This is a genomic window from Xenorhabdus yunnanensis, from assembly GCF_028598805.1.
GTDB classification, from domain to species: domain Bacteria; phylum Pseudomonadota; class Gammaproteobacteria; order Enterobacterales; family Enterobacteriaceae; genus Xenorhabdus; species Xenorhabdus yunnanensis.
Genome location: NZ_JAQRFI010000072.1, coordinates 1 through 11,625 on the forward strand (window position 1 = coordinate 1; position 11,625 = coordinate 11,625).

Here is an 11,625-nt window from a genome sequence, read left to right on the forward strand (position 1 = left end):
TGCCATTGCCAGTGCCGCCGACAGGATTATTGTGCCGCGCACGGGTGGTGTGGGTTCAGTGGGCGTGATTGTCATCCACTGTGACTGGTCGCAGCACATTAAAGAAGACGGTCTGAAAGTGACCATTATCACTTACGGGGATCGTAAGGCCGAAAGCAACCCGTATGTGCCGCTGAGCGAAGAGGCAAAAGCGGCTATTCAACACGATGTTGATGAAATGGGGCGTCTTTTTGTCCGCACCGTTTCCCGTAACCGCGGACTCTCGGAAGAGCAAATCCGCAAGACACAAGCTGCCTGTTATCTGGCAGACGAGGGCGTACAGACTGGGTTAGCGGATGAAGTTGCTTCCCCGGATGTCGCATTTCAAACACTGATGAAAGACTCTGGAGTGATTTAACCATGTTTAAGTTTGCACACCTGCTGGGTGCCAAAGCCCGTGCCGCTGATGAGCACGAGGAAGACGAAAACGCACGTAAAGCCAAAAGCCGTCAGGCTGAGGAAGACGATGAAGAGCGTGAAGACGCCGAAGAACAGGATGAAGAAAAGGAAGGCAAAAAAGCCAAAAAAGCAAAAAAGGCCAAGTCAGAAGAGGATGAGGATGACGACCCTGATGCCGAAGGCGATGAGGAGGATGAAAACGCGGAGGAAGACGAGGATGTTAAAAAAGGCCGTCGCGCTGAACGCGAACGCTGTGCCAAAATATTTAGCAGTAAATATGCCGCGAATCGCCCTGATATGGCGGCCCATCTGGCGTTTAATACCCGTATGTCAGCGAGTGAAGCGATTAACACAATGAAAGTGATGGGTTCCATTCAGCCAGCAATGACGCGTGTTACACTGGATAGCCGGATGCAAGCTGAGCAGCAGGTTCGATTAGGTCCCGACGCTCAGCAACCCGCCAGAGGTTCTGTGTCCGCACTGGCACAGCAAATGACCCGTTTATATGACGCCAATAAAGGAGCGAAATAATGGAAAACTTCTCTCAGAACCCCTTTCAGCCAGGCATGACACAGGCTGTTTTTTCGCCTGACCAGTTAATTTCCGGTCCGTTGCAAATAGTCACTGACAGCGCAACGATTGCCAAAGCGGGTATCCTGAAACGCGGCACGGTACTGGGTGTTATTACTGCCAACGGTGAATACGTGGTCAGTAAAAAAGGGGCCGGGGACGGCAGTCAGATCCCCAGCGCGATTCTGGTGGACAATGTTGATACCACCGCCGACAGCGTGAGGGGAGGCGTTTACCTGATGGGCGAATTTAACCAGCGTCGGGTGATTTTCGATGAAAGCTGGACGCTCCCCGAACTGAAAACCCCATTACGCGCCTTTTCCATTTTCCTGCGCGACAGCGTACAAGCCTGATCTAACTTCCAACAGACGTCTGAATGCGGGCCACCGTAGGCATTGTGACGTCTTTTAACACGAGAAACAGTATGAATATTTTTGACACCAACGTCTTAGTACAGGTTGTGCCGAATCTGATCACCAGTCAGAACTGGCTGCTGGATAAGTTTTTCCCGAATATTGTGGAGTCTGACACTGAGGAAGTGTCTGTCGACGTGGATGTTGGTCTGCGCCGCATGGCCCCGTTTGTTTCCCCGTTAGTGGAAGGCCAACTGGTCGAATCGCGTAAATTTCAGACCAACAGTTTTAAACCGGCGTACATCAAAGACAAACGCGCCCCGGATTTACGCAAACCCATTCGTCGCCAGATTGGTGAACGAATTGGCGGTCAGTACACCGCGGCTGAGCGTGAGATGCTGAACGTACAATTTGAACTGGCTGACCAAATTGATATGATTAACAGAAGGTTAGAGTGGATGGCAGCCAGTGCGCTGGCGACCGGCACAATCACCGTAGCGGGTACAGGTTACGAAACGAAAGTGGTGAACTTCGGGCGTTCTGCCGATCTGACAGTTACCCTGAGTGGCAGTGATAAATGGCCGACAAAGGTGGATGCAGGTAAAACCAACACCCAGCCCACACAGGATATTGAAGCATGGTCGCAGCGCATTCTGAAAAATTCCGGTGCCATGCCGACCGATCTGGTGTTTACCACTCAATCATGGAACGCATTTCGTCTGGATACCACGGTGACCGACAGTGCTATTAAGTTTCCGGCATTAAACCCGTACGGTAACCAGATTAACCCGGGCACGCAGGTGCAGAAAGGGGCGGCCTACAAAGGCCGTTGGGGGCAATTTGATTTGTGGGTGTACAACGACTGGTTTATTGACCCGGTGGATGGCAAAGAAAAACCGATGTTACCCGAGGGCACGGTCATTATGTCCGGCGCGGATTTGATGGGCACGCGTGCGTTTGGGGCAATATTAGATCCGGCCTTTACCTATGGTCCCATGGCGTATGCGCCGAAATCGTGGTTACAGGAAGATCCGGCGCAACGCTTCCTGATGATGCAATCTGCGCCGCTGGTCATTCCCAGCCGGGTGAATGCGGCATTGTGCGCAACGGTGGTGTGAGATGGCTAAAAAACAGGAAATAGTCACTGATGACCCGGGCGGATTACCGTCCGAATTGCAAACGGATACAGATCAAGTCATAACCGAATCACCTTCTCAATCTGAAAAAGAAGCCATCACCTATCAGGCTGACGTTGTCAGGAAAGCTGGAACCGATAAAGATGACGTGCCAATTTCGGATGAGAGTGTGACGGAATTTATTGTGGTTACAGGTCATACTATCAGACATAACGGCGTGGATTACCCTGAAAATACTGAGATTAAGGTTTTCGGCGATGATGCCAGTCGCTTGTTCCGATTGGGTGTTATTATCCGGCTGGATGACCTAAGGGTACGGTTACTATCCAATAACCCAGTAACAGTGCAGAGCGGGGTTAAAATCTGATGCCGATTGACTGGGATAAACACCTGCTAGCCCCTTTGCATCAACAGTTTGCCGAGCGGGTGAACTGGCGACCCAGAGACGGGAAACCTTATGACATTATGGGCGTGTTTGATCGCGCCTATACCCAGCAGGTGGAGTCGCTCGACGGCGACAGCAGTATCAACACCACTAAACCGCTGCTGGGTGTTCGTGATGCGGTATTCAAATCCCTGCCACAGCAACAAGATCGGGTGTTTGTGTACAGTATCAATGCTGAATTTGTCGTGAGTGACGTTCAGCCGGACAGTCACGGTGGGACGCATTTGCAACTCAACAGGATTAAACACAAAGAATGAACGCATCAATAATACGCAATATGGTGGTTCAGGCGCTCACGGGTAAAACGGATGCACAATCCCGTGTTTATTCCCCGCGTGATTGGTCAACACGGGGGAAAGATTATCCGTGTATTTTGGTGCAAACGCCATTTGATCATAAAAAATCGCGGGGTCGCAACGTTCCCCAATTTCATACTGTAACGACCGTCAGAGTCACCGGCAGGATAGAGGAATTTGACAGTGACATTGATAACGGTGCAGAACAGGCGGAACTGGCATTGGAGGCGTTGCGGGAACAAATCGAACGGGCGGTAATAAATAGCTATGAGCTGACGAAAGTCACACAGCAATATGCTGAAATTCGCTCGCAAATCGATATTGATGCCAGTGGTGAATCGCATTTCGCACAACTCTTGATGGATATCGACATTGAATACTATCAGGGTGAGGAGGATTTTTACCCCATCGAAACGCATCCACTGGACGGCATTGACGTGACGGTAGCGATGCCGGAACACACACCCGAACCCAAAATCAGTATTAATCTGGAGTAAATCCCATGTTTGTAAAACCTGTTGCCGGGCGGCGTGTACGCTGTCCGGTCAGGGGCGAATTTTTGCCCGAATCCGGCGCAGATGTGCCGGATAATTTGTTTTGGCATCGCCGATTAAGGGATGGCGACGTTGAACTTTATCAGCTGGTAGCTGAAACCAAGGTCGCCAAAAAAGGCGCGCAGGAGGCTGAATAATGGCGATCCCTTTTTCCCGAATTCCCAATAACCTCAGAACGCCACTGTTTTTCGTCGAGTTCGATAACTCCATGGCGAACAGTGCCATAGCCACCCAACGTTCACTGATCCTCGGTCAGATGCTGGATGGAGCGGTAGCGACACCCGATATTCCGGTGCGCATTTCCTCAGCAGAACAGGCCGCTACCCAGTTCGGTCACGGCTCATTGCTGCATGGCATGACCGCCGCGTATCTGGCAAACGATCAGGCGGCGGAATTGTGGGCATTACCCCTGAAAGACGGGGGTAATATGCTGGCGGCAAAAGGGCAGATTAAAGTTTCGTCGCTGCCAACCCATGCGGGCGTTATTTCGTTGTATATTGCGGGCCAGCGCGTACAAATTACGGTCATGGCGACGGATAAAGCGGCGCAGATTGCAGCGGCATTAGCCACAGCCATTAACCGTAAAATTTCGCTACCGGTGACAGCCGCCGTAACGGATGACACGGTCACGTTAACCGCCAGAAATAAAGGCGCTCACGGCAATGGGATCAACGTTTGCCTTAATTACCGCGGGCAGGCAGGCGGAGAGGTTACTCCGGCGGGGTTGTCGCTGGTAATCACCCCTATGGCAGGGGGCGCAGGTGCACCCGAGCTGAAAAATGGCCTGTCTAACCTGAGCGACCGCTCATTTGATTTTATCGTCAATCCCTACACCGACACTGCGTCAATGGATGAGATGAAATCATTCCTGTCAGATACGGGGGGTCGCTGGTCTTGGGAGCAGCAATTATACGGTCATGCGTTCAGTGTCGTCAGCGGAACTCATGGCGAACTGGCGGATGCCGGCGCACGCCGCAACAATCAGCATGAAACGGTGCTGGGGGTGACGAAATCACCGACACCCAACTACATCTGGTCAGCGGCCGTCACCGGTGCAGTCGCGCCGTCCCTCAGAAATGACCCCGGCAGGCCGTTGCAGACCTTGCCCGTGGCGGGTGTTTTGGCACCGGCGGCAGAAGACCAGCTCGGCCTGATTGAGCGTAATAACCTGCTGCACAGTGGTATTTCAACATTTACGGTGGCTGATGATGGCACAGTGCAGATTGAAAACATCATTAGTACCTACCAGAAAAACCCGTACGGGGATAATGATGACAGTTATCTGCAGATAGAAACGCTGTTTTTACTGGCGTTTGTCTCTCGTTACATTCGCACGCAGATCACGTCTAAGTTCCGTCGCATGAAACTGGCGAAAGACGGCACGCGATTTGCGGCAGGCTCGGCCATTGTGACCCCGAATGTAGTGCGTGCCGAACTCATCGCCCAGTACCGGACGCTGGAATATAACGGGTATGTGCAGGATTCAAAGGCGTTTGCGAGTGGGCTGAAAGTGGAAATTAATGCTCACAATCCAAACCGGCTGGATGTTCTCTGGACGGGCACCTTGATCAACCAGTTGCGCGTGTTTGCGCTGCTCAATCAATTCCGCCAGCAACCAACTAACTAGGAGAAAATCGTGGGAAACACCTCTAACAGGCTGGCAGGTACAGCCTATGTTTCTGTTGATGGGATGTCCATCATGGTAGTTGGTGATTTCACCTACAGCCCGTCAGCGGTCACACGTGAAACACTGACCGGCATGGACAGTGTGCACGGGTATAAAGAAAAGCCGAGTCCATCCTTTATTTCCTGTCGGGTGCGTGACAGCGGCGGCACGACCGTCGCCGATTTTAACAGCCAGACCAATGTGACTATCGTCGCTGAACTCGCCAACGGCAAAACCATTATCGGTGAGGGTATGTGGACCGTGAACTCGCAGGAAGTCAGAAGCGAAGACGCGGAGTTCGAAGTTCGTTGGGAAGGGATTTCAGTTACCGAAAACTAAAACTAAGAGGCAGTCATGGAAAAAACAAAAGTTATCACACTAAACAAACAGATTGAGAGTAATGACGGTAAAGAGGTTTATACCGAAATTCATCTGCGGGAGCCTGCGCTATTCGAGGTTGAGCAGTTTTATGAGGCTCAGAGCAAAAATACCCACAGTATATTACCCGCAATGCGATTGCTTATTGCGCTGGTATCAGGCGTGCCTGAAACGGTACTGAAAAAAATGGCAATCAGTGATTTTAACATCTGTAGGGAGTTTCTGACGGGTTTTTTAGTCTATGTTCCCTTAGGGGATGGCAGCAATTAGCGGCGGATGTGACCTATTTTTACCACTGGGGGCCACAGGAGGCGTGGCACCTGAGTTATTCCCGTCTGGAATGGTGGTTAAAACAGGCTGAGCGCATCAACCAGATGAGGTTAGGTCATGGCTAATGTATTTGATTTTCAAATTAATGCGGATGAAAACGCGACGAAAGCCTTAGCTGAAATGGAGGCAAAACTTAAGCAACTTAATCCGTTACTGAATTCTACCCGCGATGGATTGCGATTCGGTGGCAGTGAAACACTGGAAAACACAGGATCATTGAGTAACAAGCTGCGGGAAATGTCACGACATGCACAGGATAACGTGCAAAATATTGGCGATATGATCCCGCCGTTGAAAATGTTTGGAGAGTTGTCGGGTAAATATCTGGATAAGGGTCTCAAGCTGGGCGGTATTGGCGCAATAGGTTACGGCATCACCAAAATGGGGCAGAAGCTGAATGAGCAGAGCAAGGAAGCTTACAATCTGGATGTCATGGCAAAAAATAACAACATGACCCCCGAAGAGTTTTCCCGCTTATCCGGTGCGATGGTAATATTGGGTGTTGATGCAGATAAGGCAAAAGAATCCGTAGACGGGTTATATAAAATATTTAATGATCCACTATGGGCAAGGGATAGTGCAACATTAGCGCAGCTTAATAGCATGGGCGTGTCCATTATTAGAAAGGACGACGGCACTGCTGATGTCATGAAAACGATGGAGGAACTAGCGAAAGCGTTCCCTTCCTATTCTCCGGCATTACAAAAAACCATTGCAGATACATTAGGCTTTGATGAGCATACGCTAGCATTATTGCGTGAGGGCGCTAAATTTAAACAGCTATTAACCAAGTCGGATGAACTAGGATTGACGGTTCCTAACGATTTAAACCAGAAATTAACCACTTTGAATGGTACGATAAACGAGCTGAATGCCTCATGGGAAGGGTTTAAAACCCGGACTAGCAATGCTACTGCAAATTTTCTAACCTCAGATGGTTCTGTTAACGATGGACTGAAAGGCGTCGGCGACTTACTGACATATGGTCCTGATAATTTTGCAATAACAAGGACATTAGGTTTTACTAGGGGTGATGAGTCAGATCAATTGAGGTGGGGATATAATAATCCTGAGTTTTACAATACGCTCAATACGTATGAAAAAACGATGTTAGATTTTGGCCTAATGACTGACGGATACCGGAAAAAATATCAGCAATGGCATCTCAAAAAAGGCAGTGAAAAAACCGAGCCCCCCATTCTACCTGAAAAGCCCCGCCATGTGGGTGAAAAAGTGCCTGATGTGCCTGTTGTAGAAGAGCCTAAAATAGGCAGTGAAAATAATAAAAAGAGGAGCGGTAACACCAGAAAACCCCGCGGTATTCGCAATAATAATCCCCTGAATATGGAATTTGCCAGACAAAAAGGGGCAACAGTAGAAGATCACCCAGAGAAACGTTTTGCCAAATTCAGTACGCCTTACGCAGGATTGGAGCGCTCAGCGTGGCAATTGCGGCGCTACTTCAATGGGCTAACAGATAACGTTAAGCGTCAATCCGTCGATTTAATTGTAAGAAAGTGGGCGCCCCCAGGTGGAAAAGACAAAAATCGCACCGAGGATTACATAGACCGAGTTGCTCAGAGGTTGGGTGTTGGCAGGAATGATCGCTTAGATCTAAACAATCATAATGTGATGTATTCATTAATGCGCGAAATGGGTATGGTAGAAAGTAAATCTTTTCCTTATGACAAGGATCTGGTCATGGCTGCCATAACAAGTACTCCTGACCCAACAAAAACGCCCGCTAAAAATAATACATCCAGTACCAACCCTCAGATACCGGGTAATACTGAGGAGAGCGCCGGCAAGCAAGACCAGCAATACCCATCACTCTACAGTAAGAAAAAAGATATTGAGTCTGAGACAGAAATAGCAAAAGGCATGGCGAAAGCGTTTCAAGACGCCATCGGTGATAAACCATTCCAAGTTGAGATTACTTTAGTTAATGATAAGACTGGAGAGCGTCAGAAATTCCAGTCAAAAACTGCGGGTAAAATCACAACTTCCATGAATTATCCTTGAAAATGGCTTATGTTTTATTCAGTAATGGTGGTTTTAGCATTTATGAATGAAACATGAGGCAGGTGGATAACAATGACTATATGGAATACTTTTTGGTTTGTTATTGTGGTGTTTATTGTCTCGCTGGTTATGGCTAAATCTTCAAAGTCAATCCAGCGCAGGAAAGTAGCAACTGTGATAGCTTGGTTGGCGGGCGGGTTTATACTTTTATCTATAATCACCATTAGTTGGCTACTGAATTCAAATGATCATACAGGATGCAATAATAAAGAAGGAGGGTTTTACGGAAGTAATAATAAACTCTGTTTTAATGATAATGAAGTCCAAGCTATAATAAATAAAACCAATGGAGAAAACACGGAAGTTTCTAAATTCACCATATTGGGAAAGGATAAGGCTGTTATTTACATTAAAAACGCAGGTGAATATTTAATTTCAATTAATGGTGGTGATGTCGAAGTAACTCCATATAAAAAACAAGAGCAAGAAAGCCAAAATAACGATAGTAGCTTTAACAATAAAGAAAATGTAACTAAGATTAGTTGTTATAATAATTATATGGAATATCCATATGATGGTTTTATATTTCCTACGCGTAATAACACACTTTATAGTGCAGAAAACTTAGTCTGCTATAAAGGTAGAGATATTACATCATGGGTTGCTGGACGTGGAATGAAAGTGACATCAGCGATAATGCCTAACTCCAAGGAGTTATTTGCTATTGTTACGGTAGAGGAAGAAAATCCCCAACAATACGAATCCAAAAGCAGCATTAGAGCAATTTATATAACTAGTGATGGTATTCGGGGGAAAAGAGATATCTTTACCCAAAGGTACACTCAAGACCCTAAAAAAACATTATCTAAAATGAGAATAGTTGGCTACAACTACGAAAAAGGAATTGTTTATTTTTCTGTTCCTGCTTGGGCCGTCAGTCATGCTATACATGCTTTCACAATTCCTTTCGATAATAATTACAATTACGTAAGAGAGAAATTTATTACAGATGGTGATTTGACGTTTGTAAACATGTCTAACTTATCAGGTAATCCAAAGCATGATAAATACATAGGTAGTTTAGTTGTAGAGCAAAGTGAGATAAGAGAAGGTGAAGGACGTGTATACAACGAATATTTAATTTCACCAGAAGGGAAAAGAATCTGTGAGTTAGACACCGAAGTTGAAAACTGGCGAATATATCTACCTTGTAAAAAATAGCCCCATCATGGGGCTTATTTTTATCTTTTATTCCTTTCAAGCTTCACTGCGTTTTCTGCGGCTAGCTTTGCAATTTCCTCTAATATCTTTCGTTCAGTTATGGGATCTATTGTCGTTGGCTGACATTTCATTGATGATTGGATTTGATCGCCTGATTTATGCTTTCTGACTGCATCTAACAAAACAGCAACAATCTCAGCATTTACAGACCGCTTATTGTCTGATGCCATATTTTGCACGGCTTCTTTAAGGTCTTGCGGTAGACGAATGTTTATTTGTGGCTCACGGCTCATAAGTAAAATCCGGTGCAATAATAATGTTGACATGGTAGCCACCTGCTACTAATCTATCAATGGTAGCCAATGGATATCATTAGTGAGGGGGTTATGAGCAAAATAGAAAGATTGCCACAGGTAAATATTAGGATGCCGAATGATATGAGGAATAGCTTGAAATACATTGCAAATGTACAGGATAGGTCTGTGAATTATGTAATTGTTAAGGCTCTTGAAGAGTATATAAGCAAAAATGGTGAAACCCCAACTGCGGGAACAGTCAGGGCTTCTAAATTGTCCAAAACCGAGTAAGGAATTTAGACATGTTAAGTATACCAGTTAATGAAGTTTGTAAAAACTCTAATTCAGTACAAAGTATGACCGCCATCATGCACAATGGTATTCCGGTAATCACCACTGAGTTATTATCTCAATTGTATGAGACCAGCACCAATAACATCAAAGTAAACCACTCACGAAATACACAAAGATTCGTTGAAGGTAAACATTACTTCAAGGTTATTGGAAAGGCTCTAAAAGATTTGCGGGTTACTTTAAGTAACCTACAAATTTCACCCAAAGCAAGAAGCCTTATGTTGTGGACAGAACGCGGCGCTGCTCGTCACGCTAAGATGTTGGATACCGACAAGGCATGGGATGTTTTCGAGGCTTTGGAAGATTATTACTTTAATCAGAAAAAAGACCTCCCAACTCAGAAAGCAGAGCCAACCTACACGATTGCGTTAACGAGCAGTGAGCTTTGTACTCTTTCGTGGCTATACAAAGCTGCAATGCATATGTCAGATGAAATAGAAGCAGTACAAGGTGCACTTAATCAACTAAATTCCCCATACGGCAGATCAATGCAGTTAATGACAAGCGGCTATAAGCATACTTTAGATGAAGCCAAGCGAATCATTGCCAGAGAAGTTTCTGCCATAGATTTAGGGCAACTCTCATCCCCGAACTGGCAGGCAGTATTGATCAGTCTTAAGCATTAATTATTTCTGACCAAATGAACCCGCATAGTCTTATTTGTGGTTGGTGAAGGGTTAGTTAGGTCAAGAAGGGTTTTAATGTTGGTGATTTTATGATCAGTGAGTGCTAAAATTGAAGCAATTTATTCATTCAGGACACAGAAGAGGTAGATATGGATGCTCGCATAGATAAATTAGAGAAACGAGCTGACTCTATAGAGTCTACCTTGTCTCGTCTAAATGAAACAATGCTTAAGCTGGATAGTAAAATTGACTTACAAACCGCTAAGTTAGAGTCAGCTATAGCTTTGCAGTCGAGTAAACTTGAATCGATGATTGCATCGCAGTCAAATAAGCTTGAATCGATGGCTGCCTTACAAGGCTCAGAGCTGAAAGCCTCCATCGAGAATCAAAAAACTGAATTCGATGGCAAACTAAAAGATATGAGGTTAAGTATAATCCTTTGGGTTTTAGGACTACCAAGTTTACTCTTTACAGCTTACAAAATCTACGAAGTCCTCGGTATTACAAAATAACCCGCTTCGGCGGGTTATTCATTTCTAAGGCCGCCTCGTGCGGTTTTTTTATGTCCAAATTTAAGAGGAGCATATATGGCCTTTATTAACGATGCCATTTCCTCATTGCTGGGTGGCGGCAATGACGCATCATGGAAATGGTCAGAACATTTGCGCCCAGCGTCATTTCGTGGCGTACCGTTTGCCGTCGTATCCGGTGAGAGCGTATTTGGTCGCCGTCAGGCCGTACATGAATACCCGTACCGTGATACCGCGTGGGTTGAGGATTTAGGCCGGGCAACCCGAAAAATCACGCTGCGTGGATTTATTGTTCAGGGCAGTCGGGTTTATCACGCGCCCGATGTGATCACCCAGCGTAAAAATCTGGTTGCCGCCTGTGAGACAGGCTCGACAGGCACATTAATCCATCCCACGCTGGGTGAATTAAC

The 11,625-nt window shown here is 46.4% G+C and carries 18 protein-coding genes; 17 read left to right on the forward strand and 1 reads right to left on the reverse strand.

Going from position 1 to position 11,625, the window contains the following annotated elements; genetic code table 11:
- The 13 genes from PSI23_RS18975 to PSI23_RS19035 all read left to right on the forward strand — a co-directional run.
- Nucleotides 1-397: S49 family peptidase (locus PSI23_RS18975; protein WP_273556542.1), on the forward strand; the 397-nt coding region annotated here is incomplete at its 5' end.
- Nucleotides 398-399: 2 nt separating this feature from the next.
- Nucleotides 400-969: a hypothetical protein gene (locus tag PSI23_RS18980; RefSeq protein ID WP_273556543.1), complete on the forward strand. Its 570-nt coding sequence runs from the start codon at nt 400-402 to the stop codon at nt 967-969.
- A complete protein-coding gene (locus PSI23_RS18985) occupies nt 969-1,361 on the forward strand; it encodes a head decoration protein (RefSeq protein ID WP_273556544.1) in 393 nt (130 codons plus the stop codon). The genes PSI23_RS18980 and PSI23_RS18985 overlap by 1 nt, the downstream gene beginning before the upstream one ends.
- Before the next feature lie 71 nt (nt 1,362-1,432).
- Complete coding sequence (locus PSI23_RS18990) at nt 1,433-2,479, forward strand: major capsid protein (protein ID WP_273556545.1); 1,047 nt, start codon at nt 1,433-1,435, stop codon at nt 2,477-2,479.
- A gap of 1 nt (nt 2,480) precedes the next feature.
- Nucleotides 2,481-2,864, forward strand: coding sequence for a hypothetical protein (locus tag PSI23_RS18995; protein ID WP_273556546.1), 384 nt, complete (start codon nt 2,481-2,483; stop codon nt 2,862-2,864).
- A complete protein-coding gene (locus PSI23_RS19000) occupies nt 2,864-3,199 on the forward strand; it encodes a head-tail joining protein (protein ID WP_273556547.1) in 336 nt (111 codons plus the stop codon). The genes PSI23_RS18995 and PSI23_RS19000 overlap by 1 nt, the downstream gene beginning before the upstream one ends.
- Nucleotides 3,196-3,735, forward strand: a complete 540-nt coding sequence (locus tag PSI23_RS19005) for an ATP-binding protein (RefSeq protein WP_273556548.1) — start codon at nt 3,196-3,198, stop codon at nt 3,733-3,735. Before PSI23_RS19000 ends, PSI23_RS19005 begins: the two co-directional genes overlap by 4 nt.
- A gap of 5 nt (nt 3,736-3,740) precedes the next feature.
- A complete protein-coding gene (locus PSI23_RS19010) occupies nt 3,741-3,929 on the forward strand; it encodes a DUF2635 domain-containing protein (RefSeq protein ID WP_273556549.1) in 189 nt (62 codons plus the stop codon).
- Complete coding sequence (locus PSI23_RS19015; protein WP_273556550.1) at nt 3,929-5,419, forward strand: phage tail sheath subtilisin-like domain-containing protein; 1,491 nt, start codon at nt 3,929-3,931, stop codon at nt 5,417-5,419. Before PSI23_RS19010 ends, PSI23_RS19015 begins: the two co-directional genes overlap by 1 nt.
- Before the next feature lie 9 nt (nt 5,420-5,428).
- Nucleotides 5,429-5,797 (forward strand): phage tail tube protein, encoded by a 369-nt coding sequence (locus PSI23_RS19020; protein WP_273556551.1) that lies wholly within the window; start codon nt 5,429-5,431, stop codon nt 5,795-5,797.
- A 15-nt stretch (nt 5,798-5,812) separates the two neighbouring features.
- Nucleotides 5,813-6,106 carry a phage tail assembly protein gene (locus PSI23_RS19025; protein ID WP_273556552.1) on the forward strand — a complete coding sequence of 98 codons (294 nt, stop codon included), beginning with the start codon at nt 5,813-5,815 and terminating at the stop codon, nt 6,104-6,106.
- A gap of 117 nt (nt 6,107-6,223) precedes the next feature.
- Entirely contained in the window at nt 6,224-8,188 is a 1,965-nt protein-coding gene (locus PSI23_RS19030; RefSeq protein WP_273556553.1) for a hypothetical protein, read from the forward strand.
- A 72-nt stretch (nt 8,189-8,260) separates the two neighbouring features.
- Nucleotides 8,261-9,409, forward strand: a complete 1,149-nt coding sequence (locus tag PSI23_RS19035) for a hypothetical protein (RefSeq protein ID WP_273556554.1) — start codon at nt 8,261-8,263, stop codon at nt 9,407-9,409.
- Between the two features lie 20 nt (nt 9,410-9,429).
- Here the strand turns inward: PSI23_RS19035 and PSI23_RS19040 are convergent, their stop codons facing one another.
- Entirely contained in the window at nt 9,430-9,735 is a 306-nt protein-coding gene (locus PSI23_RS19040; protein ID WP_273556555.1) for an Arc family DNA-binding protein, read from the reverse strand.
- A 60-nt stretch (nt 9,736-9,795) separates the two neighbouring features.
- Between PSI23_RS19040 and PSI23_RS19045 the strand changes: the two genes are divergently transcribed.
- From PSI23_RS19045 to PSI23_RS19060, 4 genes are all read left to right on the forward strand, one after another.
- Nucleotides 9,796-9,996 carry an Arc family DNA-binding protein gene (locus PSI23_RS19045; protein ID WP_273556556.1) on the forward strand — a complete coding sequence of 67 codons (201 nt, stop codon included), beginning with the start codon at nt 9,796-9,798 and terminating at the stop codon, nt 9,994-9,996.
- Nucleotides 9,997-10,007: 11 nt separating this feature from the next.
- Nucleotides 10,008-10,685 (forward strand): ORF6N domain-containing protein, encoded by a 678-nt coding sequence (locus PSI23_RS19050; protein WP_273556557.1) that lies wholly within the window; start codon nt 10,008-10,010, stop codon nt 10,683-10,685.
- A gap of 149 nt (nt 10,686-10,834) precedes the next feature.
- Nucleotides 10,835-11,197 (forward strand): hypothetical protein, encoded by a 363-nt coding sequence (locus tag PSI23_RS19055; RefSeq protein WP_273556558.1) that lies wholly within the window; start codon nt 10,835-10,837, stop codon nt 11,195-11,197.
- 75 nt (nt 11,198-11,272) lie between these two features.
- The coding region (locus tag PSI23_RS19060; RefSeq protein WP_273556559.1) for a DNA circularization N-terminal domain-containing protein at nt 11,273-11,625 on the forward strand (353 nt) is incomplete at its 3' end.

Coding starts and splice junctions, on each gene's coding strand:
- PSI23_RS19000 (WP_273556547.1), top strand. CDS start 2,864: ATGCCGATTGACTGGGATAAACACCTGCTAGCCCCTTTGCATCAACAG.
- PSI23_RS18985 (WP_273556544.1), top strand. CDS start 969: ATGGAAAACTTCTCTCAGAACCCCTTTCAGCCAGGCATGACACAGGCT.
- PSI23_RS19005 (WP_273556548.1), top strand. CDS start 3,196: ATGAACGCATCAATAATACGCAATATGGTGGTTCAGGCGCTCACGGGT.
- PSI23_RS18980 (WP_273556543.1), top strand. CDS start 400: ATGTTTAAGTTTGCACACCTGCTGGGTGCCAAAGCCCGTGCCGCTGAT.
- PSI23_RS19040 (WP_273556555.1), bottom strand. CDS start 9,735: ATGTCAACATTATTATTGCACCGGATTTTACTTATGAGCCGTGAGCCA.
- PSI23_RS18995 (WP_273556546.1), top strand. CDS start 2,481: ATGGCTAAAAAACAGGAAATAGTCACTGATGACCCGGGCGGATTACCG.
- PSI23_RS19025 (WP_273556552.1), top strand. CDS start 5,813: ATGGAAAAAACAAAAGTTATCACACTAAACAAACAGATTGAGAGTAAT.
- PSI23_RS18990 (WP_273556545.1), top strand. CDS start 1,433: ATGAATATTTTTGACACCAACGTCTTAGTACAGGTTGTGCCGAATCTG.
- PSI23_RS19010 (WP_273556549.1), top strand. CDS start 3,741: ATGTTTGTAAAACCTGTTGCCGGGCGGCGTGTACGCTGTCCGGTCAGG.
- PSI23_RS19045 (WP_273556556.1), top strand. CDS start 9,796: ATGAGCAAAATAGAAAGATTGCCACAGGTAAATATTAGGATGCCGAAT.
- PSI23_RS19030 (WP_273556553.1), top strand. CDS start 6,224: ATGGCTAATGTATTTGATTTTCAAATTAATGCGGATGAAAACGCGACG.
- PSI23_RS19050 (WP_273556557.1), top strand. CDS start 10,008: ATGTTAAGTATACCAGTTAATGAAGTTTGTAAAAACTCTAATTCAGTA.
- PSI23_RS19035 (WP_273556554.1), top strand. CDS start 8,261: ATGACTATATGGAATACTTTTTGGTTTGTTATTGTGGTGTTTATTGTC.
- PSI23_RS19055 (WP_273556558.1), top strand. CDS start 10,835: ATGGATGCTCGCATAGATAAATTAGAGAAACGAGCTGACTCTATAGAG.
- PSI23_RS19015 (WP_273556550.1), top strand. CDS start 3,929: ATGGCGATCCCTTTTTCCCGAATTCCCAATAACCTCAGAACGCCACTG.